Annotated in this window: 30 protein-coding genes, 1 tRNA gene and 1 pseudogene; 12 read left to right on the forward strand and 20 right to left on the reverse strand. The window is 68.1% G+C overall.

Annotation, left to right across the window (positions count from 1 at the left end):
* Positions 1 to 29: 29 nt before the first annotated feature.
* From E3O42_RS04540 to E3O42_RS04550, 3 genes are all read right to left on the reverse strand, one after another.
* Positions 30 to 530, reverse strand: a complete 501-nt coding sequence (locus E3O42_RS04540; protein ID WP_134452733.1) for an HNH endonuclease — start codon at positions 528 to 530, stop codon at positions 30 to 32.
* 366 nt (positions 531 to 896) lie between these two features.
* The gene (locus tag E3O42_RS18265; protein ID WP_241984638.1) at positions 897 to 1,592 is read right to left on the reverse strand and encodes a C40 family peptidase; all 696 of its coding nucleotides are present in this window, start codon (positions 1,590 to 1,592) and stop codon (positions 897 to 899) included.
* A gap of 406 nt (positions 1,593 to 1,998) precedes the next feature.
* Complete coding sequence (locus tag E3O42_RS04550) at positions 1,999 to 2,706, reverse strand: iron-dependent transcriptional repressor DtxR (RefSeq protein ID WP_134452735.1); 708 nt, start codon at positions 2,704 to 2,706, stop codon at positions 1,999 to 2,001.
* Between the two features lie 74 nt (positions 2,707 to 2,780).
* Between E3O42_RS04550 and serC the strand changes: the two genes are divergently transcribed.
* Together serC and E3O42_RS18215 are read left to right on the forward strand one after the other, a co-directional pair.
* On the forward strand, positions 2,781 to 3,896 hold the full coding sequence (gene serC, locus E3O42_RS04555) for a phosphoserine transaminase (RefSeq protein ID WP_134452736.1): 1,116 nt from the start codon (positions 2,781 to 2,783) through the stop codon (positions 3,894 to 3,896).
* Between the two features lie 6 nt (positions 3,897 to 3,902).
* Positions 3,903 to 4,136: a DUF2530 domain-containing protein gene (locus tag E3O42_RS18215; protein WP_194092311.1), complete on the forward strand. Its 234-nt coding sequence runs from the start codon at positions 3,903 to 3,905 to the stop codon at positions 4,134 to 4,136.
* A gap of 276 nt (positions 4,137 to 4,412) precedes the next feature.
* Here E3O42_RS18215 and E3O42_RS18430 read toward each other — a convergent pair.
* Together E3O42_RS18430 and E3O42_RS04565 are read right to left on the reverse strand one after the other, a co-directional pair.
* A pseudogene (locus E3O42_RS18430) lies at positions 4,413 to 4,841 on the reverse strand (DUF3027 domain-containing protein); the annotation flags it as partial.
* On the reverse strand, positions 4,834 to 5,214 hold the full coding sequence (locus E3O42_RS04565) for a cold-shock protein (protein ID WP_134452738.1): 381 nt from the start codon (positions 5,212 to 5,214) through the stop codon (positions 4,834 to 4,836). The pseudogene E3O42_RS18430 and the gene E3O42_RS04565, both read right to left, overlap by 8 nt.
* Before the next feature lie 95 nt (positions 5,215 to 5,309).
* Between E3O42_RS04565 and E3O42_RS04570 the strand changes: the two genes are divergently transcribed.
* From E3O42_RS04570 to E3O42_RS04580, 3 genes are all read left to right on the forward strand, one after another.
* The gene (locus E3O42_RS04570; protein ID WP_134452739.1) at positions 5,310 to 5,585 is read left to right on the forward strand and encodes a hypothetical protein; all 276 of its coding nucleotides are present in this window, start codon (positions 5,310 to 5,312) and stop codon (positions 5,583 to 5,585) included.
* 5 nt (positions 5,586 to 5,590) lie between these two features.
* Positions 5,591 to 7,438, forward strand: coding sequence for a helicase-associated domain-containing protein (locus E3O42_RS04575; protein ID WP_134452740.1), 1,848 nt, complete (start codon positions 5,591 to 5,593; stop codon positions 7,436 to 7,438).
* Positions 7,439 to 7,515: 77 nt separating this feature from the next.
* A complete protein-coding gene (locus tag E3O42_RS04580; protein ID WP_134452741.1) occupies positions 7,516 to 9,186 on the forward strand; it encodes a DNA repair helicase XPB in 1,671 nt (556 codons plus the stop codon).
* Between the two features lie 39 nt (positions 9,187 to 9,225).
* On the opposite strand, the gene E3O42_RS04585 is transcribed toward E3O42_RS04580, so the two are convergent.
* From E3O42_RS04585 to E3O42_RS04595, 3 genes are read right to left on the reverse strand one after another with little or no spacing between them, the layout of a single operon-like run.
* Positions 9,226 to 9,951 carry a pyrimidine reductase family protein gene (locus tag E3O42_RS04585; RefSeq protein ID WP_134452742.1) on the reverse strand — a complete coding sequence of 242 codons (726 nt, stop codon included), beginning with the start codon at positions 9,949 to 9,951 and terminating at the stop codon, positions 9,226 to 9,228.
* Complete coding sequence (gene folP / locus E3O42_RS04590; RefSeq protein WP_134452743.1) at positions 9,951 to 10,859, reverse strand: dihydropteroate synthase; 909 nt, start codon at positions 10,857 to 10,859, stop codon at positions 9,951 to 9,953. Before folP ends, E3O42_RS04585 begins: the two co-directional genes overlap by 1 nt.
* Before the next feature lie 49 nt (positions 10,860 to 10,908).
* Entirely contained in the window at positions 10,909 to 12,198 is a 1,290-nt protein-coding gene (locus E3O42_RS04595) for an NAD(P)/FAD-dependent oxidoreductase (protein WP_134452744.1), read from the reverse strand.
* 171 nt (positions 12,199 to 12,369) lie between these two features.
* Between E3O42_RS04595 and E3O42_RS04600 the strand changes: the two genes are divergently transcribed.
* From E3O42_RS04600 to E3O42_RS04610, 3 genes are all read left to right on the forward strand, one after another.
* A complete protein-coding gene (locus tag E3O42_RS04600) occupies positions 12,370 to 13,062 on the forward strand; it encodes a response regulator transcription factor (RefSeq protein WP_066597326.1) in 693 nt (230 codons plus the stop codon).
* A 29-nt stretch (positions 13,063 to 13,091) separates the two neighbouring features.
* Positions 13,092 to 14,873, forward strand: a complete 1,782-nt coding sequence (locus E3O42_RS04605; RefSeq protein WP_134452745.1) for a sensor histidine kinase — start codon at positions 13,092 to 13,094, stop codon at positions 14,871 to 14,873.
* Positions 14,874 to 15,026: 153 nt separating this feature from the next.
* Positions 15,027 to 15,317 carry a WXG100 family type VII secretion target gene (locus E3O42_RS04610; RefSeq protein ID WP_088457034.1) on the forward strand — a complete coding sequence of 97 codons (291 nt, stop codon included), beginning with the start codon at positions 15,027 to 15,029 and terminating at the stop codon, positions 15,315 to 15,317.
* 86 nt (positions 15,318 to 15,403) lie between these two features.
* On the opposite strand, the gene groL is transcribed toward E3O42_RS04610, so the two are convergent.
* The 5 genes from groL to E3O42_RS04635 all read right to left on the reverse strand — a co-directional run bounded on the left by groL (position 15,404) and on the right by E3O42_RS04635 (position 19,741).
* The gene (gene groL / locus E3O42_RS04615; protein WP_134452746.1) at positions 15,404 to 17,032 is read right to left on the reverse strand and encodes a chaperonin GroEL; all 1,629 of its coding nucleotides are present in this window, start codon (positions 17,030 to 17,032) and stop codon (positions 15,404 to 15,406) included.
* A gap of 140 nt (positions 17,033 to 17,172) precedes the next feature.
* Entirely contained in the window at positions 17,173 to 18,051 is an 879-nt protein-coding gene (locus E3O42_RS04620; RefSeq protein WP_166787892.1) for a DUF3048 domain-containing protein, read from the reverse strand.
* A 343-nt stretch (positions 18,052 to 18,394) separates the two neighbouring features.
* Complete coding sequence (locus tag E3O42_RS04625) at positions 18,395 to 18,598, reverse strand: cold-shock protein (protein WP_088457037.1); 204 nt, start codon at positions 18,596 to 18,598, stop codon at positions 18,395 to 18,397.
* Positions 18,599 to 18,821: 223 nt separating this feature from the next.
* Positions 18,822 to 19,382: a LytR C-terminal domain-containing protein gene (locus tag E3O42_RS04630; RefSeq protein ID WP_134452748.1), complete on the reverse strand. Its 561-nt coding sequence runs from the start codon at positions 19,380 to 19,382 to the stop codon at positions 18,822 to 18,824.
* Positions 19,383 to 19,432: 50 nt separating this feature from the next.
* Positions 19,433 to 19,741: a DUF3263 domain-containing protein gene (locus tag E3O42_RS04635; protein WP_134452855.1), complete on the reverse strand. Its 309-nt coding sequence runs from the start codon at positions 19,739 to 19,741 to the stop codon at positions 19,433 to 19,435.
* Positions 19,742 to 19,928: 187 nt separating this feature from the next.
* Here E3O42_RS04635 and msrB point away from each other — a divergent pair, with 187 nt between their 5' ends.
* Positions 19,929 to 20,330, forward strand: coding sequence for a peptide-methionine (R)-S-oxide reductase MsrB (gene msrB / locus E3O42_RS04640; protein ID WP_134452749.1), 402 nt, complete (start codon positions 19,929 to 19,931; stop codon positions 20,328 to 20,330).
* Positions 20,331 to 20,426: 96 nt separating this feature from the next.
* Here msrB and E3O42_RS18910 read toward each other — a convergent pair whose 3' ends face one another.
* From E3O42_RS18910 to E3O42_RS04655, 3 genes are all read right to left on the reverse strand, one after another.
* Positions 20,427 to 20,549 carry a hypothetical protein gene (locus tag E3O42_RS18910; RefSeq protein WP_241984640.1) on the reverse strand — a complete coding sequence of 41 codons (123 nt, stop codon included), beginning with the start codon at positions 20,547 to 20,549 and terminating at the stop codon, positions 20,427 to 20,429.
* Positions 20,550 to 20,976: 427 nt separating this feature from the next.
* On the reverse strand, positions 20,977 to 21,600 hold the full coding sequence (locus tag E3O42_RS04650; RefSeq protein ID WP_241984641.1) for a sugar O-acetyltransferase: 624 nt from the start codon (positions 21,598 to 21,600) through the stop codon (positions 20,977 to 20,979).
* 76 nt (positions 21,601 to 21,676) lie between these two features.
* On the reverse strand, positions 21,677 to 22,072 hold the full coding sequence (locus tag E3O42_RS04655; protein WP_134452751.1) for a PLD nuclease N-terminal domain-containing protein: 396 nt from the start codon (positions 22,070 to 22,072) through the stop codon (positions 21,677 to 21,679).
* Between the two features lie 86 nt (positions 22,073 to 22,158).
* Here E3O42_RS04655 and E3O42_RS18165 point away from each other — a divergent pair, with 86 nt between their 5' ends.
* Positions 22,159 to 22,326, forward strand: coding sequence for a hypothetical protein (locus E3O42_RS18165; RefSeq protein ID WP_174844219.1), 168 nt, complete (start codon positions 22,159 to 22,161; stop codon positions 22,324 to 22,326).
* 102 nt (positions 22,327 to 22,428) lie between these two features.
* Positions 22,429 to 22,902 carry a chloride channel protein gene (locus E3O42_RS18170; RefSeq protein WP_174844220.1) on the forward strand — a complete coding sequence of 158 codons (474 nt, stop codon included), beginning with the start codon at positions 22,429 to 22,431 and terminating at the stop codon, positions 22,900 to 22,902.
* A gap of 32 nt (positions 22,903 to 22,934) precedes the next feature.
* Here E3O42_RS18170 and E3O42_RS04665 read toward each other — a convergent pair whose 3' ends face one another.
* From E3O42_RS04665 to E3O42_RS04680, 4 genes are all read right to left on the reverse strand, one after another.
* Positions 22,935 to 23,462: a nucleoside deaminase gene (locus tag E3O42_RS04665; RefSeq protein WP_241984642.1), complete on the reverse strand. Its 528-nt coding sequence runs from the start codon at positions 23,460 to 23,462 to the stop codon at positions 22,935 to 22,937.
* The gene (locus tag E3O42_RS04670) at positions 23,459 to 23,743 is read right to left on the reverse strand and encodes a hypothetical protein (RefSeq protein WP_198414060.1); all 285 of its coding nucleotides are present in this window, start codon (positions 23,741 to 23,743) and stop codon (positions 23,459 to 23,461) included. Before E3O42_RS04670 ends, E3O42_RS04665 begins: the two co-directional genes overlap by 4 nt.
* An 85-nt stretch (positions 23,744 to 23,828) precedes the next feature.
* Positions 23,829 to 23,904 (reverse strand) — tRNA-Thr (locus tag E3O42_RS04675).
* A 103-nt stretch (positions 23,905 to 24,007) separates the two neighbouring features.
* Entirely contained in the window at positions 24,008 to 24,841 is an 834-nt protein-coding gene (locus E3O42_RS04680; protein ID WP_338144922.1) for a DsbA family protein, read from the reverse strand.
* Positions 24,842 to 25,211: 370 nt separating this feature from the next.
* Here E3O42_RS04680 and E3O42_RS04685 point away from each other — a divergent pair, with 370 nt between their 5' ends.
* The gene (locus E3O42_RS04685; RefSeq protein WP_134452754.1) at positions 25,212 to 26,309 is read left to right on the forward strand and encodes an ABC transporter ATP-binding protein; all 1,098 of its coding nucleotides are present in this window, start codon (positions 25,212 to 25,214) and stop codon (positions 26,307 to 26,309) included.
* Positions 26,310 to 26,345 lie beyond the last annotated feature (36 nt).

Raw genomic sequence — 26,345 nt, forward strand, 5'->3', positions numbered from 1 at the left:
CATCCACAAATCCTTGTCGATCGACGAGGCTACGCGGCGGCCGGAGCGAGGAACTCGTCCCACTGGGGCAACGGGCGCTCCACCCCGCTGACCACCCAGGTGGTGCCCTGCGGCATCCGGGGGTCGAAGCGCAGGTCCCAGCCCATTTCGGCGGGCGTCCGGTCGCTCTTGAGGTTGTTACAGCGCAGGCAGCAGGCCACAAGGTTGTCCCAGGTGTCGCGGCCCCCGCGGGACCGCGGCTGCACGTGGTCGATGGTGCTGGCACTTTTCCCGCAGTAACAGCAGCGGTGGTCATCGCGCCGCAGCACTCCCCGCCTGCTCACCGGCACGGCCCGCGACCGCGGCAGGCGCACGTACCGGGTCAGCAGGATGACGCTGGGCCGCTCCCACGACTCCGTTGCCGCCCAGACCGGGTGTCCCTGGTCCGCCTGAATGATTGTTGCCTTCTGGTTCATGACGAGCACGAGTGCCCGCTTGAACGATACGACCGCGAGGGGTTCATATCCCGCGTTGAGGACCAGTGTGCGCATGCGCTCCCTTTCGAAAAAGGCTGGACGGCTTCCAGCCATTCGAACTGCTGTCTGGCGTCGACGGGGAGGAGATGCGGGCAAACAAAAAGGGCGTCGTCATCATGACAACGCCCCACGGGCTCCGGTGTGCCGGCGGCACACGAAACTCGGACAGATTTGACTGCTGTGCCGCAGCGCGAAGTGTCCGCGCACATCCATGGTGTGGATCGTGCGTAGCTTGCGCATTGGCTCTCCCAAAATCCCGCAGAACATCAGGGCATCAGGTTAACCCACAAATGGTGCACCACGAAAACGTGGCGCACCATTTGTGCTATGCGTTACCCAGTGTTTACCCGGGCGGTGCCGCGAACTGCGCGCTCAGACGACTCAAATGCCCAGCCGCACGATGTAGTAGTCGCCGGTCCAGATCGGCTGCACCCGCACCGACGCTCCTTCATAGGGCGCGTGCAGGATGTTGCCGTTGCCGGCGTAGAACCCGTCGTGACCGTCCATGATGACCAGGTCGCCCGGCTGGGCATCCGCGAGGGCGATCCGGGTGCCGGCGGCGCCCTGCCCAGTGGAGGAGTGCGGCAGGGAGATGCCGAACTGCGCGTACACGTACATCACGAAGCCGGAGCAGTCGAACCCGGCCGGAGTGGCGCCGCCATAGACGTAGGGGACGCCCTGATACTGCAGCGCAACGTCGTAGACCGACGGGAGGCTGAAGCTCGGGTACGGCGAGTCGGCCAGGTAGTCGGCCGCCGATGGGCCGGTGAACGACTCCGCATAGGTGGTCATCGAGGTCGCGGCGGCGGCCCGCGCGGCTTCGGCGGCCTCTTGGGCATCGGCGGCGTCGGCGGCGTCGATCTCGGACTGCGGGGTGGCAGCGAAGGCGTCCTGGGCGATCGAGACGGTGGCTGCCGTCTCATCGACGGCGACCTTTTGGGCACCCGCCTTGGTCAGTTCGGTGGCATCGGTGGCCGCGAAGTTGCCCTCGGCATCCGCCGGGGCGAACGCGTAGGCCGGCAACGCCATCGTGGCGACGAGGCCGGTGGCCAGGGTCATCATCGCGACGTGGCCCACGGCGCTGCGGCGTCTGGATCGTTTGACGGGCGCCCCCGGCCGCGTAACGATGCGAGGCCCCACCTCGGATTGGGTCGCACGCATCGGATCGGCGGGAGCGGGCCGTACGGCGACATCCGTGGAACGCCGACCGCGTCGGGACAGTCTTCTGCCTAAAAGTGTCAAGTCGAACCTCCGGCGCCTCGACAACACTAGGGAGTTGCCCCGTCCAGGTGCGCGTGAACGCGTGAAATTTCCGCGGCAAGAGACGGGAAGGGTAGAGACGTCTTGCGCGGGCCCGATGACCGGTCTCTGATCTGTGGGCAGGTCCGACGCTACGTGACCGAAACCGGTTTGTCACTCCAAATGGACGAAATCTAACGAATTGGTAACGAGAACGTGAATTTCGCCGGAAGTCCTGGTCCGGTTAGGCGCCGGTGACGGGGGTGGTCACGAAGATGTGACCGGCGACTTCGTTGGGCAGTTCCAGGCCATCGCCGAAACCCTCCACCTGCACCAGAACGTAGGAGCCGACCGCGGAGAACACCCCGGTATTGCCCGGCAACACGCCGGACTGCTTGAGCTGGGCGAGGAGTTCCGGGTCGAACTGCACGGGCTCCCCCATCCGGCGGATGACGGCGCTCACGGGTGCGTCCGACGTCGCGACGACATCGAGCAGGTTGGTGACGCCCGCCATGAAGGCCACGGCCGGGGAGTCGCCCAGCTCGTCGAGGCCGGGGATCGGGTTGCCGTACGGGGATTCGGTGGGGTGACCGAGAATTTCGAGGATCTTGCGCTCGACCTGTTCGCTCATCACATGCTCCCAGCGGCAGGCTTCGTCGTGAACGAACTCCCACTCGAGACCGATGACGTCGCTGAGCAAGCGTTCCGCGAGGCGGTGCTTGCGCATCACATGCACGGCCTTGGTGCGGCCGGAGGGGGTGAGTTCGAGGTGCCGGTCGCCGGAGACGACGACGAGACCGTCGCGCTCCATCCGGGCCACGGTCTGGGACACCGTCGGTCCGGAATGGCCCAACCGCTCTGAGATGCGGGCACGGAGGGGAACGATGTTCTCCTCCTCAAGGTCGAGGATGGTGCGGAGATACATTTCGGTCGTGTCGATAAGGTCAGTCATCCGCAGCCTCCCGCTCGGCCATATGTGCAACGCCACAACACTACCCGTGCGGACACGGCAACTAGAATCCTGTTATGCCGGACCTACAGATCCCCACAGAATTGCTGCCCGCCGACGGACGATTTGGCTGCGGCCCCTCCAAGATCCGTCAGGAGCAGCTGGACTACCTCTCCGGCGCCGGCGCAAGCATCCTGGGCACCTCCCACCGCCAGGCACCCGTGAAGAACCTGGTCGGGCGAGTCCGCACCGGCCTCAGCGACCTCTTCCGCGCCCCGGAGGGCTACGAGCTCATCATGGGCAACGGCGGGTCGACCGCGTTCTGGGACGCCGCCGCGTTCTCGCTCATCGAGAACCGCGCCCAGAACCTCGTCTTCGGTGAGTTCGGTGGCAAGTTCGCCGCCGCCGCCGCCGCACCGTTCCTCACCGCTCCCGATGTGATCAAGGCCCCGGCCGGATCGCGCGCCGCCGCCGTGCCCACCGAGGGCGTCGACGTGTACGCCTGGCCACAGAACGAAACCTCCACCGGCGTCATGGCACCGGTCACCCGGGTGCACGCAGACGCTGGCGCCCTGACCGTCATCGACGCCACCAGCGCCGCCGCCGGCATCGACTTCGAGGCCGACCAGGCGGATGTGTACTACTTCGCTCCGCAGAAGAACCTCGCCTCCGACGGTGGCATCTGGCTGGCCCTGTTCTCCCCCGCGGCCCTCGAGCGGGTCGAACGCATCGCCGCCAGCGGCCGGTACATCCCCGAGTTCCTCAGCCTCAAGAACGCCATCGACAACTCTCGCCTCAACCAGACGCTCAACACGCCCGCCGTGTCGACGCTGCTGCTGATGGAGAACCAGCTCGACTGGATCAGCGGCAACGGCGGGCTGGCCTGGGCGTCGGCGCGCACCGCGGAGTCCTCCTCGGTGCTCTACGACTGGGCCGCGACCGTCGACTACGCGACGCCGTTCGTGACCGACCCGAGCCACCGCTCACAGGTCGTCGCCACGATCGACTTCGACGACGCCATCGATGCCGCAGCCATCGCCAAGATCCTGCGCGCCAACGGCATCGTCGACACCGAGCCGTACCGCAAGCTCGGACGCAACCAGTTGCGCGTCGCCACCTTCACGGCGATCGACCCGGCGGATGTGCGCAAGCTCGTCTCGTCGATCGAGTACGTAGTGGCCAACCTGGGTTAGTCGCCCATGCGTTTCTGGCTCAAAGACAGCGAACGACGGCCCGACCCGCTGCCCGCCCGCGCGAATGCGCGGAAAGCGGTCGCAGCGGGTTCGGCCGGCTGGCTAGCGATGCTGGTGCTGGCTGTCGTCTTCCGAGCTGAGCTGAACGACGCCGGCCTGGGCTGGTGGCTGTGGTGCGCCGTCATCGGTCTCGGCCTCGGCCTCTGCGGCCTCGGCTTTGTGTTGCTCAGACGCCATTAGCGCCACGTCCACGTCGATCCCGTCGAGAACGTCGACGCCGTTGTCGACGGCGTCGTCGGACTCGGCGTCGTCGGACTCGGCGCTCTCGTCGTCGTCGTCATCGCTGTCGTCGTAATCGCTGTCGTCGTCGTGGTCATCATCGTCGTCGTCATCGTCATCGTCGTCGTCGTGGTCGTGGTCGTCGTCATCGTGGTCGTCGTCATCGTCGTCGTCGTCGGTTCCGGCGAGCCCGGCGAGCCCGGCGAGCCCGGCGGCAGCCAACTCCTCGGCGACCTTGGTGTCAGCGAGGCGGTCGCTCCACGGCACCCATTCCGGGGCGAGCAGGGAATCGTCGCCGGGCATGAGCTCGGTTTCCAGCACCTGCGGAGCGGAGTCAGCATCGACGCGGGACAGGCTGACCGTCCAACGCCAGCCCGGGTACCCGGTCATCAGGCAGTCAAAGAGCAGCGACAGTACGTGCTCGCCCTCGACGATGTAGCCGAGCGGTTCGCCGACCGTGTCGGCGGGGGTGATCAGCTCGAGAGCGGTCCTGGCCTGGTCGATCGCGGCCACGAGCACCTCATCGGCCTCGAAGACCTCGTCATCGGCCACCTCGACGGCGGCGTCGTCGTCGGCGGACTGGTCGACCGTGAAGTCGGCCGTCTCAGCGTCGGCCTCAGCGGCCGGCGGGGCCTTGGGCGGGGTGGGGTCGAAGGGATTAAGCATCCAGTTCCTCGGCGACCTTGCGCAGCACGGCCGCGATCTTCTTGCTGTGCGTGGAGTCGGGGTACCGTCCGCGGCGGAGGCTCGCTCCGATGCCGTCGAGCAGCTTCACCAGGTCCTCGACGATGATGGCCATGTCGTCGGCGGGCTTGCGGCTCAGCTTGGCCAGGCTCGGCGGAGCTTCGATCACGCGCACGGACAACGCCTGCGCGCCCCGCTTGCCGTCGGCGATGCCGAACTCGAGTTTCATCCCTGCCTTCACCGTCACTCCGGCGGGCACTGCTGACGCGTGCAGGAAGACCTCGTGGCCTTCATCGGACGTGATGAAGCCAAAACCCTTCTCCTCGTCGTAGAACTTGACTTTGCCGGTGGGCATCTGAACCTCGCTGTGATTTTGAGGCGCGCAGAATGCGCGCCGACCTCACTCAGCATATTCCGTTGTAGCTGACTATGCCCCGTATCCTTAGGTCTGTGACCACTCAAACTCCACACGACCCCGGCCGGCTCGAGAAGATCCTTGCTTACATGGTTGCGGGCGTCGTCGGGCTGTCCATCCTGGCCTTCCTCGCCGTGATCCTCGGCACCGCAGCCGGGGCCGGCGACAACGACGGGTTCAGCAATGGCGTCTGGCCCGCCGTGCTCACCCTGCCCCTGTTCGGCCTTCCCCTCGGCTTCCTGCTGATCATCGCCCTGATGATCGTCAGCGGAGTCCGCCGTGCTCGCGAGGCTCGACAGAGACTGGAGTAACCCACATGCTGACGCTCGCCTCACGCCTTCGCGCACTGAACGACGCAGCACTGCGCCGCACGATCGCGCTCAGATCGGTTTCCCCCCACAGCGTCCACGACTTCTTCGACCTCGCCGAGGCGCTCCTCGAGCCCGCGGCCATCCAGTCGACGCTCGCGCACCTGGACCGCAGCACCCTCGCCGTTCTGGCCGTGGCCGGCGAACTCGGCGCTCCCCCGATGGGTGAGCTGGTCGAACGGCTGGCCGATCTCGGCCATGACACGCTGGACGCCGACGACATCTCCGCCCGCGTCGACCACCTCGACGAATTGATGCTCCTGGTGCGCACAGACGACACCGTGCGGCCGTATCCCGCCGTCTCCGAGCGGCTGCGCGCCTGGCCGACGGAAGGCCTGCCCAGCGCCGCCGAGCTGGCCGGCGTGCCAGCGCCCACCCCGCTGGCCCCGCTCTCGGCCATCGACAGCCGCTTCACCGAACGGCTGGCTGCCGAGCGGGCCTTCACCGCGGTCTCCTCGATCGCCGAGCTCCTCACCGAACTCGGCCAGGAGCCGGCCCGCGAACTCAGCCGGGGCGGCCTCGGCCTGCCGGACACCAAGCGCCTCTCCGCCGCCATGCGGGTCGACCTCGACGCCGTCGCACCGCTCGTGGGCATTGCCGCCCGTGCCGAGCTGGTCGCCCTGGGCTCCGGTTACTGGTCGGAGTCCGCCGAGGGAGTAGCCTGGCTTCTCGAGGGCGCGCCGGCACGCTGGGGCGTCCTGGCCGGATCCTGGCTAGGCACACTGCCCCCGGATGTGCGGCAGATCGTCGCCGCGCGGCCCGGCGTGGCCTGGGGCGACGCCCTGCATCGTTTCGTGGCCTGGCTGTACCCAGCCGGCGGCACCTGGATGGATGACCGCATCGCCGCCTTCGCCCACGAGGGCGAGCTGATCGGCATCACCGCCCGCCAGTCCACGAGCGCGGCCGGCGCCTCCGTGCTCCGCGGCGACATCGACGCCGCCATCGCCACCATCTCCGCGTCGCTGCCCGCCGAGGTGGGCACCGTCTACCTGCAGCACGACCTCTCGATCGTGGCTCCCGGCCCGCTGTCGGCGTCGATCGACGCCCGGCTGCGCACCTTCGCGGATGTCGAGAGCCGCGAGCTGGCCTCCAGCTACCGGTTGAGCGGTTCGTCGGTCAACCGCGCCTTCGCGACCGGCGACGATGCGGAGTCCATCCTGCACTTCCTGGCCACGATTTCACTCTCCGGCGTCCCGCAGCCGGTGGACTACCTCATCCGTGACGCCGCCAACAGGTACGGGACGGTGCGGGTGGGCCGCATCGACCCCGAGAACCCGGCCGGGCCCAGTTACGTCGCATCCGAAGACACCGCGGTACTCGGCGCCATCGCCGTCGACCAGACCTTCACGGCGCTCGCGCTCGCGCCGGACTCCCCCACCCGCCTCACCAGCCCCCAGCCAGCCGACACCGTGTTCTGGGCACTCTCCGACGCCCGGTACCCCGTCGCCGCCGAGAATGCGGCCGGCGAGGTGGTGCATCCGCGGCGGCATCCCGTCGTCCGCCCGGTTCGCGTAGAGGAGCCGGACCCCACGGTCGCGCTCGTCGAGGAGTTGCGCGCCACCGACGGCGGTGAGGCGAAGGCCGCGAACGCCTGGCTGGCCCGGCAGCTTGATGCCGCCATCAAGCACCGGCAGACGGTGCTGGTGAGCGTGCAGATGCCCGGCGGCGCAGTGGTCGACTACCTCCTCGAACCGGCCAGTGTCGGCGGCGGCCGGTTCCGCGCGCGGGACCGTCATGCCGACATCGAACGCACGCTGCCGCTCTCCAGCGTCGTCAGCATCGTCCCCGCCCCGTGACCGGGCACCTGACCGGTTGGGCGCACCCCCGTACGGGGTAGGCACGGTCACAGCCCACGGGCGTAGCATTGTTGGTTATGTCCGATGGCCCACTGATCGTCCAAAGTGACCGCACGGTTCTGCTCGAAGTCGCGCACCCTCAGGCCGAGGATGCCCGGCACGATCTGGCCGTCTTCGCCGAACTGGAACGCGCGCCGGAACACATCCATACCTACCGCATCACCCGGCTCGGCCTCTGGAACGCACGGGCCGCTGGGCATGACGCGGCCAATATGCTGGCCACGCTCGAGAAATACTCCAAATTCGAGATTCCTCAGACCGTCGCGGTCGATCTCGAAGAGACCGTGGGCCGCTACGGCCGCCTGGTCATCGACCGGGACTCCGAGGGCCAGCTGGTGCTGCGCAGTCTCGACGCCCCGGTGCTCACCGAGGTGGCCGGCGCCCGGCGCATCGCCCCGCTGCTGATCGGCCACCCCACCCCGGATTCGTTCCTGGTGGCGCCGTGGGCGCGCGGGCAGCTCAAGCAGGAGCTGGTCAAGCTCGGCTGGCCCGCCGAGGACCTCGCGGGGTACACGCCGGGCACCCCGCACGACATCGCGCTACTCGAGGACGGGTGGGCACTGCGTGACTACCAGCACAAGGCGGTGGCGAACTTTTTCGAGGCCGGCTCGGGCGTCGTGGTGCTTCCCTGCGGCGCCGGCAAGACCCTCGTGGGCGCCGGCGCGATGGCCACCGCCAAGACCAACACCCTGATCCTGGTCACCAACACGGTTTCCGCCCGGCAGTGGCGCGACGAGCTGCAGAAGCGCACCACACTCACGGCGGCGGAGATCGGCGAATACTCCGGCCAGGTCAAGGAGGTCAAGCCCGTCACCATCGCGACCTACCAGATCCTTACGGCCAAGCGGAAGGGCGAGTACGCGCACCTCGAGCTGCTCGACGCGATGGACTGGGGCCTGGTGATCTACGACGAGGTGCATCTGCTGCCCGCCCCGGTCTTCAAGCTCACCGCCGAGTTGCAGGCCCGCCGTCGTCTCGGCCTGACCGCCACCCTGGTGCGCGAAGACGGCCGCGAGGGCGACGTGTTCAGCCTGATCGGCCCCAAGCGGTTCGACGCCCCGTGGAAGGAGATCGAGGCCCAGGGCTTCATCTCCCCCGCCGCGTGCTTCGAGGTGCGCATCGACCTACCGCACTCCGAGCGGCTCAGCTACGCCGCCGCGCCCGACGACGAGCGCTACCGGATGGCCGCCACCGCGCCCGCAAAGCTGGACATCGTGAAAGAGCTGGTGGCGATGCATCCCGGCGAACGCATCCTCGTGATCGGACAGTACCTCGACCAGATCGACGAGCTCGCCGAGGCCCTGCAGGCACCCAAGCTCACCGGTGCCACCCCGGTCGACGAACGTGAACGGCTGTACCAGGCGTTCAGGGTGGGCGAGGAGAACCTGCTCGTGGTGTCGAAGGTGGCCAACTTCTCGATCGACCTGCCGGAGGCCTCCGTCGCGATCCAGGTGTCGGGGTCGTACGGGTCCCGGCAGGAGGAGGCCCAGCGCCTGGGTCGTCTGCTCCGCCCGAAGGAGTCCGGCCTCACCGCGAGTTTCTACACCCTCGTGGCCCGCGACACCGTCGACCAGGATTTCGCCCAAAACCGCCAACGTTTCCTGGCCGAGCAGGGCTACTCCTACACGATCCTCGACGCGCACTCCCTCCACCTGGCCACCCGGGCCCCCGCCACCACCGCGAGCTGAGAGAAAAGCCCCAGAACGCGCGGGTTTTTGGGGCTCAGCTCACAGTTCGCGAGGGCGGAGGTAGCGCAGCAAGAGGGTGTCGCCGGCGGGAAGTGCGTGGGCCAGGCGCATCCGCTGCGGCGACGGCTGGGCGGCGGTGGCGATGCGCGGCGCGCGACCGGACTCGAGCAGCGGGGACAGGGTCAGGCAGAGCTCGTCAACGGCGTCCGCGGCCAGCAGCGAACCGAACAGGCTGGGGCCGCCCTCGCAGAGCACCTGCGGGTAGCCCCGCGCGGTGAGAGTGCGCACCATCAACGCGTGGTCGATGGATGCCTCCCCGCAGACCAGCACGTCGGCCACCGCGGCGAGCGCCGCGCGTCGTTCCGCGGGGGCCTGGGCATGGGTGAGAACGATCGGCCGGGTGGCCGCCGCGGTGAACACCGGGTGCGCCGGGTCCAGGTCGAGCCGGCCGGACACTATCGCCACGGGCGGGTGCTCCGGCAGGGAGTGGGCGACCCGCCAGGCCACCGCATGGTCGGTGAACCGGATCCCGCCGTAGCCCTCGGCGCGCACGGTGCCCGCACCGACGAGGATCACGTCGGTGAGCATCCGCAGGGTGTCGAAGACCAACCGGTCGGCGTCGTCGCCGAGCCCGCCGCTCTGGCCGTCGTGGGTGGCCGCGCCGTCCAGGCTGCTGATGAAGTTCACCCGCAGGTGCGGGGTCGTCCGGTCGCGCACCGTGTAGCGGGCCAGCACGTCGCCGGGATCGAGGGTGGCGGCGTTCATCAGGAGAGGTTGTGGCGCAGGTAGGCCGGTTCGCGCCAACCGAGAATCGCCTCGGTCATCCGCACGGCGTCCACGGCGGCCGGGACGTTGTGCACCCGCACGATGCGGGCGCCCTGCAGGATGCAGAACACGGCGACGGCGAGGGTGCCCTCCACCCTGCTGTCGCGGTCGCGGTTGAGGGTCTCGCCGATGAAATCCTTGTTCGAGACGGCCACCAGGGTGGGCAGGCCCAGCGTGGTGATCTCCGCCAGCCGGCGGGTCAGCTCGAGGGAATGCCGGGTGTTCTTGTTCAGGTCGTGACCGGGGTCGAGCACCAGCCGGTCGGCCGGCATCCCGTGGTCGAGGGCGCGCTGCACCCTGGCCTGCAGAAACCCAGCCACTTCGGCGACGACGTCGTCGTATTGCGGCGCAGGGTACGGCGTGCGGGGCCGGGCCAGGCTGTGCGTGATGACCAGAGTGGCGTCACTGTCCGCGACGACCTCCGCCATCCGTGGGTCGTGCACGCCCGTGGTGTCGTTGATCACGTGCGCGCCCGCGTCGATGCTGGCCCTGGCCACGTCGGGGTCGAAGGTGTCGACGGAGATCACGACGCCGGAGCCCTGCAGGGCGGCGACGACGGGAACCACCCGGTCGATCTCCTCCGCTACCGGCACGGCCGGCCCAGGGGCGAACTTGGCGCCGCCGATGTCGACCCAGTCGGCACCGTCGTCGATGGCCCGGCGGGCCGCGGCCACGGCCGCATCGAGCGCGAAGGTGGCGCCGCGATCGTAGAACGAGTCCGATGTGCGGTTGATCGCCGCCATCACCGCCACCTCGCGGGCGAAGTCGAAGTCGCGGCCGTTGATGCGGCGCACGGGCGCGTCAAGTCGGGGCAGGATGACCCCGGTCGTGTTGGTCGAGCTGACCATCTGACTCCTTGTGATGCTGGGCCGCAGTGCGAGTGCGACGGATGTGTGCTCAGGCCATGCCCGGTGACGGGTCGAGCAGGTCTTCCAAGGCTATGCTCTCATCCGCGAGACGGCGCGGGTCCACCCTGACACCCGAACGGATGAGGCGCTGCACGGTCTCGTTCACCTCCCAGACGTTCACGTTCATGCCGGCGACGACCTGCCCGTCGGTAAGCCAGAACGCCACGAACTCCCGGCCCGGCCTGTCGCCGCGCACGACGACCTCGGCACCCCCGGTGAGGTCGCCGAACCCGGAATATTCCATGCCCAGGTCGAACTGGTCGGTGTAGAAGTACGGGATCGCGGCGTACTCCGTGGTGTCGCCCAGCACCGCGCGCCCCGCGGCGGCGCCGGCAGTGTCGGCGTTCGCCCAATGTTCCAGCCGCAGCCGGTGGCCGAGCCGTGGGTGGAAGACATTCGCCACGTCTCCGACCGCGAAGACGTCGGGGTCAGCCGTCTGGAAGGTGGCCGACACCGCGATGCCGTTGTCGACCTCGAGGCCGGCGCCGAGCGCCAGCTGGGTGTTCGGGGTGGCGCCGAGGCCCACCACCACGAGATCGGCGCGCACCAGGGTGCGGTCGCTCAGCCGCACGCCGGTCACCCGGGTGCCGCCGCTGCGGGTCTCCCCCTCAAGCTCCACGACCTCGGTGCTGTTGCCCACGTGCACCCCGTGGTCGCGGTGCAACTGGTCGAAGACCCCGCCGAGGTCGGTGCCGAGCGCGGACTGCAACGGCACGGCGCCGCGGCCCAGCACGATGACATCGTTTCCATAGCCATTGGCGGCGGCCGCCACCTCCAGCCCGATCCATCCGCTGCCGACGATCACCACCCGGCGGCCACCCTCCGCCAACGCGGCGCGCAGCCGGTCGGAATCCTCGACCGTGCGCAGGTAGTAGACCCCGGGCAGGCTCGCGCCCGGCCCGGGGAATGGCCGCGGTGACGCGCCGGTGGCCAGCAGCAGCCGCGAGTAACGCAACGCGCGCCCGTCGTCGAGGGTCAGCCGGTGGCCGGCCAGGTCCAGGACCGCGCCCCGGCGCCCGGCGATGCGCTCGATGGACTGCTCGGCGTACCAGCCGACCGGATGCACGTCCACGCTGTCGCGGACGACACGCCCGGCGAGATACTCCTTCGACAGCGGCGGGCGGATGTACGGGGCCGGGACCTCCTGCCCGACCAGCACCACCCGACCCTCAAAGCCGACCGTCCGCACGGCCTCGGCGGCCCGTGCCCCGGCGAGTCCGGCACCGACGATGACGATGGGGTCGTCGCCGGGCCCGTTCGGTTGGCCTGAGTCGTCCATGCGTTGCTCCTTGCCCCGTCACCGCAGTCTGCGCTGCCGCCAGACCGGATTATGCCCACGGCACTCAACGTAGAGGCATCCGGACCGCGACGAAAGGGCTGTCACCAGATCATCCGCACACATACCGCGCACTCACAGGAAAGCACCAGCTAACGCGCAGATACTGGGTCCATGACTGACGGCCCCCGCATCCTTATCGTTGACGACGAACCCAACATTCGGGATCTCCTCACCACTAGCCTCCGCTTCGCCGGTTTCGCCGTGCGCGCCGTGGGAAACGGTGCCCAGGCGATTTCGGCGGTGCTTGAGGAAGAGCCCGACCTCATCATCCTCGACGTGATGTTGCCCGACATGAACGGCTTCGGCGTGACCAAGCGCCTGCGTTCGGCCGGCTACACCGCGCCGATCCTCTTCCTCACAGCCAAGGACGACACCGAAGACAAGATCACCGGCCTCACCGTCGGCGGCGACGACTACGTGACCAAGCCGTTCAGCCTCGACGAGATCGTGGCACGCATCAAGGCCATCCTGCGCCGCACCATGCACGCCGATGAGGACGCGGTCATCCGTGCCGGCGAGCTCACCATGGACCAGGACACACACGAGGTCCTCGTTGGCGACCAGCCCATCGAACTCAGCCCCACCGAGTTCAAGCTGCTGCGTTACCTGATGCTCAACCCGAACCGGGTGCTCTCGAAGGCGCAGATCCTCGACCACGTCTGGGAGTACGACTTCAACGGCGATGCGGGCATTGTGGAGTCCTACATTTCGTACCTGCGTCGCAAGGTGGACATGCACTCCAGCGAGCCGTTGATCCAGACCAAGCGCGGATTCGGCTACATGCTCAAGGCCGCCAAGGCGTAGACCCAGTTTCACTTCCTTAGACTGGAACAATGCATGTGGCCCTGATGGACCGTTGGAGCCGGATTTCGCTCCGCTCCAAGATCACCGGTGTGACCGTGCTGATGCTCACGCTCGGCCTGCTCGTTTCCGGGGTGGGCACCATGGTCATCCTGCAGAACTACGTCGTGCAACAGGTGGATGCCAGCCTGCAGACCGAGGCGCAGACCACCCTGATGGACTACCGGAACTCGATGGCGAACGGCAACGCCTCCGGGGTGGACTCCGATTACTTCGTGGCGGTCTACGACCAGAACGGCGTTCTGAAAGACCGCACCTGGCGGGACCGCCCGCGCTCCAGCCTGCCCGCGGTGACCATGGCGCTGGACCTGCCCAGCGTGATCGCCATGAACGGCGCCGTTCAGAAGCTCTCTGACGCGCATGGCAATACCGAATTCCACGCGGTCGCAGTGCCGTTCGTGATCAACTCCACCGGCACCTACGGCACCCTCCTGATGGCCGTGTCGCTGCAATCGGCGCAGAACACCGTCAACACCTACCTCAGCATCTTCCTCGGTTTCGGGGTGGGTGTGGTGCTGGTGGGTGCCATGCTCACCCGGCTGCTCGTCACCACGACCTTCGCCCCGCTGCGTGAGGCCGAGCGTACGGCAGCGGCCATCGCCGACGGTGACTTCAGCCAACGGCTGGGTGGCGCCACACCCAACACCGAGGTCGGCCGGCTCAACCGGTCCCTCAACACCATGCTCAGCCGCATCGACCGGGCTTTCAAGGATCGGGCCCGCACGATCGACCAGATGCGCCGCTTCGTCGGCGACGCCAGCCACGAACTGCGCACCCCGCTAGTCTCGGTGCGCGGCTATGCCGAGCTCTACCGGATGGGCGCACTGCAGACCCCCGAAGACGTGGCCCAGGCCATGGAGCGCATCGAGAAGGAGGCGATCCGCATGGGCGGGCTCGTGGAGGACCTGCTCGAGCTCGCCAGGTTGGATGAGACCAAACCGCTCTCGCTCACCCGGGTAGACCTGCTGCCACTGGCCCACGACGCCGCGCTCGACGCCATGGCCTCCTCTCCGGGCCGTCAGGTCACCGTTCTGACGAGCAACCCCTCCGAATTCGACGACGAGCCTCCCGCGGCGTCCATCGACCTGGCACACTCCACCGGTGAGGTCGCCCCCGTCTCGTCGTCGCCCCCACAGAGCCCTGCCGCCGACACGACGCCGGCCAAGGCCACGGCGGCCAAGAACACCGCACCCAGGGGCGCGGGAGCCAAGGGCGAACAGCCCGGCACCGGCACGATATCGTTCGCCGGCGCCACCCTCGCCCGGCTCCGCACCCGCAGGCCCAAGCGCACGGATGCGGCCCTCCCCGCCGCCGAGACTCCCGCAGTCGTCGAGGCCCCGCCGGAACTGGACGCGGTGATCATGGCCGAAGAGAACAAGGTGCGCCAGGTCATCACCAACCTGATGGGCAACGCCCTGCGGTTCAGCCCGGCAGACAGCCCGGTGGAGCTCGAGGTCTCCGTCGACCGACGCAACCAGCGGGCCTCCATCTCGATCATCGACCACGGCGAGGGCATCCCCCCGCAGATCCGCGACAAGATCTTCCAGCGCTTCTGGCGGGCCGACACCTCTCGCGCCAGGGAGACCGGCGGCAGCGGCCTCGGCCTGGCGATCGTGGCATCCATCGTGGCCAGCCACAACGGCTCGATCGAGGTTCTGCAGACCCCGGGCGGCGGCGCCACCTTCCGGGTGTGGTTCCCGCTGGCCGAGTCGCCCGCCGCCCCCCAGTCACTCACGTCGCCTGCCCTGGGCTGACCGGTGCCACCCGGTCGTCCCGTTCCTCCCCAGCCCGGTCGGCGCCCGGTTGTCCCCGGGCGACGCCTCAGGCCGATTGCGACCATCCGCACGCCGTAGCGTCGCCCGCGGGCGTCACCCTGACGTTGCACACGAGCGGACGGAGCCTTTTCAATGACCCAGTTCCAGGTCGACAGCGATGCACTGATCACCACCACCGGCGCGGCGCGCGCCACCATGGCCCGCATCCAGGCCGAGGTGGCGGCGCTGCTCGGGCAGCTCACCGGGCTGGAGGGCTCCTGGACCGGTCAGGCGTCGGCTCAGTTCCAGGGGGCCGTCGCGGCGTGGCGCACGACCCAGCTGCACGTGGAGCAGAGCGCGGACGCGCTCAACCAGGCGCTCGGGCAGGCCGGCCAGCAGTACGCAGAGGTCGAGCAGGCCAACGCCCGGCTGTTCGCCCGGTAGCCCGGCACCGACACAGCAAAAGGCTGGGCGCCTCCCGAAGGAGACGCCCAGCCTGAGGTCGTGCGTTAGTGCTGGTGTGGCGGGACTTAGAAGTCCATGCCACCCGAGGGGTCGCCGGCCGGAGCCTGGTTCTTCTCGGGCTTGTCGGCGACAACGGCCTCGGTGGTGAGGAAGAGTCCAGCGATCGACGATGCGTTCAGCAGCGCGGAGCGGGTGACCTTCACCGGGTCATTGATTCCGGCAGCGATCATGTCGACGTACTCGCCGGTTGCGGCGTTGAGGCCGAATCCGACGGGCAGGTTGCGCACCTTGTCGGCGACAACGCCCGGCTCCATGCCGGCGTTGAGCGCGATCTGCTTGAGCGGGGCGTCGATGGCCACGCGCACGATGTTCGCGCCCGTTGCCTCGTCGCCGACGAGGTCAAGGATTGCCTTGCTCTCGAATGCGGTCTTGCCGGCCTGGATGAGCGCAACGCCCCCACCGGCGACGATGCCCTCTTCGACGGCTGCCTTCGCGTTGCGGACGGCGTCCTCGATACGGTGCTTGCGCTCCTTGAGCTCAACCTCCGTCGCGGCGCCGGCCTTGATGACGGCAACGCCACCGGCGAGCTTGGCGAGACGCTCCTGGAGCTTCTCGCGGTCGTAGTCCGAGTCGGTGTTCTCGATCTCGTTGCGGATCTGCTGTACGCGACCGGCGATGGCCTCGGCGTCGCCGGCACCCTCGACGATGGTGGTCTCGTCCTTGGTGATGACGACCTTGCGGGCGTTGCCGAGCAGGTCGAGAGTGACGTTCTCGAGCTTGAGGCCGACCTCCTCGGAGATGACCTGGCCACCGGTGAGGATGGCGATGTCCTGCAGCTGCGCCTTGCGACGGTCGCCGAAGCCGGGGGCCTTGACGGCAACCGACTTGAAGATGCCGCGGATCTTGTTCACAACGAGCGTGGCCAGGGCCTCGCCGTCGACGTCCTCGGCAATGATGAGCAGCTGCTTGCCGCTCTGGATGACCTTGTCGACGATCGGCAGCAGGTCCTTGATGTTGGAGACCTTGGAGTTGACGATCAGAATGTAGGGGTCTTCGAAGACCGCTTCCTGACGGTCGGGGTCGGTGACGAAGTACGCCGACAGGAAGCCCTTGTCGAAGCGCATGCCCTCGGTGAGCTCGAGCTCGGTGCCGAAGGTGTTCGACTCCTCGACGGTGACAACGCCTTCCTTGCCGACCTTGTCGATGGCCTCGGCGATGATCGCGCCGATCTCGGCGTCGCCGGCGGAGATGGAGGCCGTAGCCGCGATCTCTTCCTTGGTCTCGATCTCCTTGGCGCTGGCGATGAGCTCGGCGATGACCGCAGCGGTCGCCTTCTCGATGCCGCGCTTGAGGCTGATCGGGTCGGCGCCGGCTGCGACGTTGCGCAGGCCTTCGCGAACCAGGGCCTGAGCGAGGACGGTGGCGGTGGTGGTGCCGTCGCCGGCGACGTCGTCAGTCTTCTTGGCGACCTCCTTGACGAGCTCCGCACCGATCTTCTCGTACGGGTCGTCGAGCTCGATCTCCTTGGCGATGGACACGCCGTCGTTGGTGATCGTGGGGGCGCCCCACTTCTTCTCCAGCACGACGTTGCGTCCGCGCGGGCCGAGGGTCACCTTGACCGTGTCAGCGAGGATGTTGAGGCCGCGCTCAAGGCCGCGACGGGCCTCTTCATTGAAAGCAATGATCTTTGCCATATGTGTTTCTCGTCCCTCCCGGACGTTACCAAAACGATGATGGGTTAGCACTCCGAACAGCAGAGTGCCAAATCGATTCTGGCACTCTGGGGTCGAGAGTGCAAGTGAACGACGGGGGCTGGTGCCGGGTGCCGGCTGACCTACAGCACCAGTTCCACGCTGCCGTCGTCGGCGGGAACCAATTCGATCCAGGTGTTGCCCGGGGCGAGTTCGACCGTCGCCCCGTCCGCGTCGGCCAGCCGGATCGGCGCGGCCGCGGCATCCTTGAACCAGGTGACCGGCATCGTCGAACCGCTGGTCGAGACCCAGGCCTCTCCCGATCCGGACAGGATGGTGCGGGGCACGTCGCTGCCGCGGTCAACCTCAACCCGCAGCACCACCACGTTGGTGGCGCGCAGCTGCGCACCGGCGGTGTCCAGGTCTGCGGCGCCGTCCTGGCTGCGCAGGTAGGCCGGGGCCGCCGGGTCCCAGGCCCAGGCCCGCCCATTGGACTCGGAGAACCGGGTGACGATACCGGTGGTCGGATCGCCGGCGAGGGCCGCTGTGGCCTCTGCGGCGCTGTCGGCGTAGTCGAACTGGCGCGGCGGCGGCGCGAGGTCGGAGTGCAGCGCGACGGTCTCGGCCGCGGCGAGCACCACGTCGTGGGGAGAATCCCGGTCATCGGCCCGGACGAACAGTCCTTCGGAGTCGTCGTCGAAAGACACGTTCAGCAGCGGGGCGGCCTTCATCTGGTCGACGAACTGCGGCTGGCCGCCGGAATACGCCACGATGCCGCCGAATGATCCCAGGATCTCGGGGTCCATCGGACGGATGGACCGCACCGGTCCCACGGACTCGGGCACGTCGGAGTGCCAGAGCGCGGCGTAGCGGGTGAGACCGCCCTCCACCAACTCCTCGAAGACCAGGTCGGCGCGCTCGAGTCCGATCTGCGGCCTGGCGGCGGGGTGGTTGTCGATCTTCACGGCCAGGGACGGATTCTCGGCAGCGGACGGGTCCACCGGCATGCCGCGTAACGGCATCACGCCCGGTTGCGGCGTCGGGTTCGCCGACGGCGTCGTTCCTCCGGGCAGCGGGGCCGCGCACCCGACAAACCCCAAACCCAGGCACAGGCCGGCGACGACCAGACCCGCGGCGCGCGGCGCCCGGAGTCCGGATCGGGATCGGGATCGGCGGGCGGCAGCAGGGGTCATTCGAAACGCAGTCACGCCACACACCCTAGCTCCGCCTGGTATGTCTGCCTGGCGTTCATGGTGGTGGCGTGACTGACACTCGGTGTTCGACCGGTGATTCTGTGTTCAGCGATCGAGCAAGTGCGTGATGTTCACAGCTGGTTGAGGCTGTGTGCTGTTCGGCGCGGGGTGGTTAGGCCGGGCGGACCGACTCGGCCTGCGGGCCCTTGGCTCCGGTACCGAGTTCGAAGATCACGTGCTGGCCTTCTTCGAGAACCTTGTAGCCGTGCATGTCGATGGCGGAGTAGTGAACGAAGACGTCCTGCCCACCTCCATCGACTGTGATGAAGCCGAAACCCTTTTCAGCGTTGAACCATTTGACGGTTCCGTTCGCCATGTGAAACTCCCCTGTTGCAGTGTTGTATTCGGCACTCACCCGCTGGTGTTACCGGGCCTGGCGCAGAAGCTGCGTCCACCGTCTCGTAAGGGGGCGCTCTCGGAAGGAGAGCGCTCCGCAAGAAAATGAGCGACCACTGCAGACACTAGTGACGGGAGGGAAACTCAATAGGGGGTTGACTGGGGAGGGCAACCCCAGTATTGCGCGGAGCCGTTAGGCCAGGTCAGCCGGCGGGCATCACGTAGTCGCTGCCCACGACGACGGTCAGCGTGGCATCTGAGCCCGCGAAGTCGTCGGCCAGCAAGACCTCGGAACCGGGCAGCAGCGCCGCCACACCGCGTGCAGCGCCCTCCAGGGACGCATCCGCGTAGTAAACGGTCGTCGTGACGACGTCTTCGGTATCCGCGTCGCTGGTGCTGCCGACGGTCCAGCCGCTGGTCGCGAGCAGGTCGCCGACCGACCGGGCCACGCCGGTCGTCGGGGTCCCGTTGAGCACCGTGACACTCGCACTGGGGTCAGTGGTCGGCTCCGCCGTCGGCACCGGTTCCGGCGTCGGCTCCGCGGGGGTGGTCTCTGCCTCGATACCGGGGATGGTGATATTCAGCCGGTTGTTCAGGACTGTCAGTCCGACGGCGCCCACCCCGATAAGGAGAGCGGTCGCGGCGAGCGCCCACCAGAAGGCCACCCAGCGACGCCCTTTCTTGGCTGGTGCGCGGTGCGCCCCCACGCGGTCGAGCTTGTGCGGGAGGTCATCGAAGCGGTCTTTCGGGTACGAAGTGGGCATCGTCTGTCTGGTTCGATCCTCGTTTGGCTGAACACACGGTAGGAGGTTCCCTACTCGATAGGGCGGATGGCTCGGGCTGACCGCGCCTGCGACCGCGCGTCACGCATCCGTTGCAGTCGTTTGACCAGCATGGGATCGTGGGCGAGGGCAAGCGGGGAGTCGAGCAGGGCACCCACCAACTGATAGTACCGGGCCGCCGACATGCCGAATTCGGAGCGAATGGCCTGCTCCTTGGCACCCGGGTGCGACCACCAGCGCCGCTCGAACGCGAGCAGGTTTTCGTCACGAGGGCTGAGCCCCACGGTGCCTTCGGCGCCCCGTTCGCTCTCGCCGTGCTCGCTGGTCGCCATGTGCGTCATCCTATTTGGCACGAACTGGGTTTTCGCTGACCGGACCCGCCTGTCGCGGAGACGTTGACCCGCTACGGTCGAGGGTGGGAATCGGCTGGGGAATCACCGCGTGCGCCGTCACCGGGAATGCCGGAGAGCCCGGCCGAGTTTACTCTGGAGGCAGTTCTCTGCCGAGACTGGATCGAAAGGACGCACCATGGACTACGAGGTCACCAAGTCTGACGCCGAATGGAAGGCGGAGCTCACCGCAGAGCAGTACGCCGTGCTGCGCGGTGCGGCCACCGAACGCGCCTGGACCGGCGAACTCCTCGACGAGGGCCGCTCCGGCGTCTACACCTGCGGCGCCTGCAACGCCGAGTTGTTCAAGAGCGGCACGAAGTTCGACTCCGGCTGCGGCTGGCCGAGCTTCTATGAGTCAGTGCGCCCCGAGGCCGTGGAGCTCATCGAAGACCGTTCGCTCGGCGTCGTGCGAACCGAGGTGCGCTGCGCAGCGTGTGGATCGCACCTGGGCCACGTGTTCGACGACGGTTTCGGCACCCCAACCGGTGACCGGTACTGCATGAACTCGATCTCGCTCAACTTCACCCCCGTCGGCTAAGTCCGGGGCGGCCTCCGCGGCCGCAACTGTTACCCGCGCGGACAATTGCGTCCGGCGCACCGGACGCAATTGTCCGCAGCGGGAACAGTTGGGCGGTCACCGGGGAGCCGCGTGGCTGCACCGGTGGTCGGGCAGGTCAGGCGTCGCGCGCAACGGACGCAGCCGGGCCAGCGCCGACGGGCCCATCCCGTGCAGTCGGGCGAGGACGTCAGGGTCCATCGCGCGCAGATCCTTTACGGTCAGGATGCCTGCGGCCACGAGCGCGCGCCGCGCGGGAGCAGGGATTCCCTGAGCTACCCAGACCGCCCTATCCGCATCCGCACTGCCATAACCGTCCCGAGCCATGCCCCCCAACTTAGGATCCGGATTCGGCGGCCGCAAGTGTTGCCCGTGCGGACAATTGCGCCCGGCGCACGGGACGTACATGTCCGCACCGGCAACAGTTGGCCCGCGTTCGGGAGGATGCGCATGGCAGTGCTCAGGCGAAGGCGTTCACTGGTCGCCCACGTGGAGGTGGTCGCACCCTGCTCCGGTGACGTGAACAGCGAGTTGACGGTGCCGTCCTCGGTCATCCAACCCGCGGCGATCGTCCCTGCGTACGCTCGCCCCCCACGGACCCGGTGACGTCAGGCCGCGGTCGGGTAGGTCAGGCCGCGCCCAGGCCGATCCGGTCGTCCGGCCCGATCTCGCGCACCACGCGGGCCGGATTGCCGGCGGCAATGACCCCGGCCGGGACGTCCTTGGTGACGACGGAGCCGGCGCCGATGATGCTGCCCGCGCCGATGGTCACCCCGGGGCAGACCACGACATTGCCGCCGAGCCAGACATCGTCTTCGATGGTGATCGGTGAGACCCGCTCGAATCCGGCACGGCGCTCCGCCACGTCCAGGGCATGACTCGGCGTGTACAGCCGGGCGCTGGGTCCCACCAGCACGTTTGCGCCGATGCTGATCTCCCCGCCGCCCAGCGTGAGGAAGTCCGCATTGATGAACGTGTTCGCGCCCACGTGCAGTCGAGAGCCGTAATCCAGGTACAGCGGCGGCCGGAAGTCGGCGCCGGCGCCGGCGCTGCCGAGCATCCCGGCGAACAGCGCGTGCGCCGCGGGCTGGTCGTCATCGTAGAGCGCGGTGATCTGCCGGCAGGTGCGCTGCGTACTCGACGTCATCTCGGCCAGCTCGGGCCCGGAACGATACCGGTACCACTCCCCCGCCACCATCTTGTCGAATTCGGAGCGAACGGGCTGCTGGGGTATTTTGTTGTCTATTACCACAAACCCAAGCGTAGACCCGTTTCCGGCCCCCCGCGCGACGCTCAGCCTCGACCAACCCCCAACGTCAACCGACCGCTCACGGTTCGTCCGCCGGCCGGCGCCGTTCGGCCAGCTCCGCCTCGAGCCGTCGAATGCGGGCCTGTTCGGCGTGGAAGTCGATCTCGCGCTCGAGGTCGGCCAGTTCGTCCTCGGTGGTCCTCGCCAGGCGCGCCGGCTGCACCGTGGGTCCGCCGGCGGGAGCGGGGCGGCGGCGAGGCATGCCGACGCTGGACCGCTCGGCCGGGACGGGATACTCCCGGCCGATGGCAAACCAGAGCAGGCTGCCGATCACCGGGAGAAAGATCACCAGCAGCACCCAGAGCACCTTGGGCAGGTGCTTCACCTGGCCGTTCTGCCGGGTGATGATGTCCACGAGGGTGGCGACGATGAGCACCAGGAGCAGAGCGGAGAACAGCGCGTTCCCGGCCGTCATAGTGTGGGCCTTGCGCTGCCGATTCGTCCGGGCCAGCGTGGGCTAGGACTCTGGCACGCCCATAGCCCGACGAGGAGGACCGCGATATGGACGTGCACCCCGATCCGTCGGCACCGGCACAGCCGTCGCCCGATCCGCTGGCGGTGATCCGCTCCCGCGGTTACCTGCGCATCCTGCTGCTGGCCGGGCTCGTCGGAGTGCCGGTGTTGATCGCCGCCTATGGCTTCATGGCGCTGGTGACCTGGCTGCAGTAGTACCTGTTCACCGCGCTGCGCGGCGTCCTGGGCTTCGCCGACGTACCGCTCTGGTAGCCGTTTCCGCTGTTGGCCCTGTCGGGGCTGCTGGTGGCGCCAGCCGTGCTGTTCGCGCAGGTGACCGGGGAGGACACCGCCGAGGTGCTCTTCTCCGGTCAGTCGGCGCTGCCTTCGCTGATCTCCGACGGTGCTGCCTGGCCAGTGGGGCGCGGTCCTGCTGCTGATCCTGTGCAAGGCGCTTGGCTGTGGCCTGTCGCTGGCGCGTTCCGGGGCGGCCCGATCTTCCCGGCGATGTTCCTCGGCGCCGCCCTGGGGATCGCGGCCTCGCCTCTGCCCGGCGTGGTGCTGGTGCCGGCGGCGGAGGTGGGCATCGGCGCCATGTGCGCGTCGATGCTGCGCCTGCCGCTCACCAGCGTGCTGCTGGCCACGGTGCTGCTCAGCAGCGACGCGTATGCCGTGATGCCGCTGGTGATCGTGGCGGTGGTCGTCGCGCACGCGATCACCGGCCGGTTGCCCGAGCCGCCGGGCCCGCAGCTGAGCCGCACGCTGCCTTCCGGCAGCCCGTCGACGGGCTGACCCGGCCAGGGTCGCCCGTCACGGCGCGCCCGTCAGGTCGCGGCGTCCCAGAAACCCGCGTGCACGTCGGCCGCTTCAGTGACCAGGGCGGGACCGGCGACGATCACGGTGTTGCCGCCGCGGGCGAACACCTCCCGGCAGGGCAGGTCGAGCGTCGCTTCCCCGCCCTGATCCGGCACCATCTCGCCGAGCATCTGCTCGGGCAGCGCGTAGGCGACCCGGCCGATCCCCGCCCAGTAGATGGCGCCGGAGCACATGACGCAGGGTTCGGTGCTCGTGTAGAGGGTACTGGCGCGAAGTTCGTCCCTGGACAGCCGGGCGCTGGCGAGGCGGACGAGGTTGGTCTCGGCGTGCCCGGTCGGGTCGCCCGCCGTGACCACACTGTTCTGGCCCTCGATGATCGTGCCGTCACCGGCCACCAGGATGGCGCCGAACGGGTGATTCCCGTTCGCGCGCGCCAGACGCGCCACGTTGATGGCCCGGCCGAGGTACGCCTCGTCGGTCACCGAGATGAGCGTCGGGTCGGCCCGGATGTCGCCGCCCGGGTGAGCTCTGTTCACAGGGTGACGTCCGCCACGGTTTCGGTCAGCAGGGCGCGGGGATTGCGCATCAGGGCTACCCCCGGACCCTTCCAGAGTTCCTCGAGCGCCACCTTCATTTTCTCGGCGTCGGTGCGGGAGTCGAAATCGAGGTCGATCCGCACCGATTCAACGTCGTCGACCGGGCGCATGATCCGGAACGAGCTGACGCCGGCGGTCTTGCGTCCGAGCGGATCCGAATCGAACATCTGCTTCCACGCGTCGTAGTCCCGGACGGAGTGTTCGATGTGCAGGGTGAACATGAGAATCCTCGATTCCGCCGGCGCCACGGCAGGCCGGCACGCGGACATCGTAGCCCGGCTGGCACCGTCGGGAGGGGCGAGAATATGGGGCCGGCCACGGGACTTGAACCCGTAACCCCCACTTTACAAGAGTGGTGCGCTACCAATTGCGCCAGGCCGGCATGAGGCGATCGAACTGCCTCGAGCCTTCATCCTAAATCACCCGACGACCGGATGCCGACGCAATCAGGTGTCGGCCCGGCATCCGGCCCGGGAAACGACCGGCTACCCGGCCGTCGTCGGGGTGGGGGTCGGCGTCGAGGTGGAGTACGCCTCGCTGGCGGCCTGCAGCACGAAGGCCGCGAATTCCTTGGGGTCTTCCAGCGCTCCCACGTACTGCTTGCCGTTCACGAGCACCGTCGGGGTTCCCGTGATCGCTTCGAGGGAGGACGAGTTCGGGATCGGTCCGCTCAGCGCCCGGTCCGTGGCGGCCAGCACCCAGGACTTGAACGTGGTCTCGTCGATGCACTCGTTGATCGCGGTGAGCTTCTCCGACACCCCGGAACTCTTCACGATCCCCTTGATCTCATCGTCGCTCAGGCCGGCGGTGCCTTCTACGGGCTGCGCCTCGAAGAGCGCCGAGTTGAACGCGAGGAAGTCGTCCGGGGAGGAATCCGCCACGCACGCAGCCGCGTTCGCGGCGCGCAGCGAGTACTGGGTGCCCGCGGACTTGCTGGTCAGGATCGAGATCGGGTGCACTTCCACTGTGGCGGCACCCGAGTCGACCCACTGGGAGATCTGCTCGGCGTTGGTGGTTTCGAAGGTGCCACAGAACGGGCAGAGGTAGTCGACGTAGACACGAATGTCAGGGATGTTGCCGGTAGCGTCCGGAGTGGACGGCACCGGATCGGCACCCGGCTGCAGAGCCGGGGTGCTCACGGCGGTCAACCCCTCGCCGACAAGGAGGCCGTCACTGGCCATGTTGCGCGGGCCGGGACCGGCCGGCTGAACGGAGTTGACGATGATCAGGACGATGGCCGTCACAACGGCCACGGCGGCAATGGCGATGCCGCCCTGCAGGAACACCCGGTTGCGACGGTCCCGCCTCTTCTGTTCCACTCGAATCTGTGCTGCCTTCGTGCGTGCTGCGTCGCGACGCTGATTCTTCGAGGGACGAGAGTCGCCTGGGCCGCCAGTTGTCATGGATAATCGCTCCGAGTTGAGGGGGGTGCGCTCGCGGATATGCGCGGTAGCACTCCAAATAGTAGGTCCCCAGTCTGGGAAATAACCAACCGGCGCCTCCCAGCGTGCTCACGGCGGGCTCACCGGGTCTGATCGGCGCGCGGTGGGCGGCCAATTCAGCGAACACGCATCCCGGGCATGCCATACTGGGAAGGTCTTGCGCTGGCGCTACGTCAGCCGGACAGGCAAATCCCATCACAACGGATCGTCCGGCACGTACCTGCCGGTGAAGGAGAATAACGAAATAATGGCTTCAGTAACCTTTGACAAGGCCACCCGTCTGTACCCCGGTTCCACCCGCCCCGCGGTCGATCACCTCGATCTGTCGGTCGCCGATGGTGAGTTCCTCGTCCTCGTCGGCCCGTCCGGCTGCGGAAAGTCCACCTCGCTGCGCATGCTCGCCGGCCTCGAAGAGGTCAACGACGGCGACATCTTCATCGGTGAGCGCAACGTCACCGACGTTCCCCCGAAGGACCGTGACATCGCCATGGTCTTCCAGAATTACGCGCTGTACCCGCACATGACCGTCGCCGAGAACATGGGCTTCGCGCTCAAGATCGCCGGCGTCAACAAGGACGAGCGCGCCACCCGCGTTCTCGAGGCCGCCAAGCTGCTCGACCTCGAGCCCTACCTCAGCCGCAAGCCGAAGGCCCTCTCCGGTGGCCAGCGTCAGCGTGTTGCCATGGGTCGCGCCATCGTGCGTCAGCCCCAGGTGTTCCTCATGGATGAGCCGCTGTCGAACCTCGACGCCAAGCTGCGCGTGCAGACCCGTACCCAGATCGCGTCGCTGCAGCGTCGCCTGGGCGTCACTACGGTCTACGTCACCCACGACCAGACCGAGGCGCTCACCATGGGTGACCGCATCGCCGTTCTCAAGGATGGCGTCCTGCAGCAGGTCGGCACCCCGCGCGACCTGTACGCCAAGCCGAACAACGTCTTCGTTGCCGGCTTCATCGGCAGCCCGGCCATGAACCTGTTCCTGGCCGACGCCGTCGACGGCGGCATCAAGTTCGGCACCGCCACGGTTCCCGTGCAGCGCGACACCCTCGCCGGTGCCACCGGCTCGAAGGTCACCATCGGCGTTCGCCCCGAGGACATCCACCTGTCGACCACGGTGGGCGAAGGCCTCGCCGTTGACGTCGACCTAGTCGAGGAGCTCGGCGCCGACGGTTACCTCTACGGCCACTCCACGGTCGAGGGGAAGCGCACCGACATCGTCGCCCGCGTCGATGGCCGCTCGCACCCGTCCGCCGGCGACACGGTCTACCTGACCCCGACGCCGAATCACCTGCACGTGTTCGACGCAGAGACCGGCCTCCGTCTCGGCGGCGCCGTCAGCGACTAAGTTCCGTTCGACATACTCGACCGCCGGCAGTTTCGG

It is taken from the genome of Cryobacterium adonitolivorans (assembly GCF_004402695.1).
Classification (GTDB): Bacteria; Actinomycetota; Actinomycetes; order Actinomycetales; family Microbacteriaceae; genus Cryobacterium; species Cryobacterium adonitolivorans.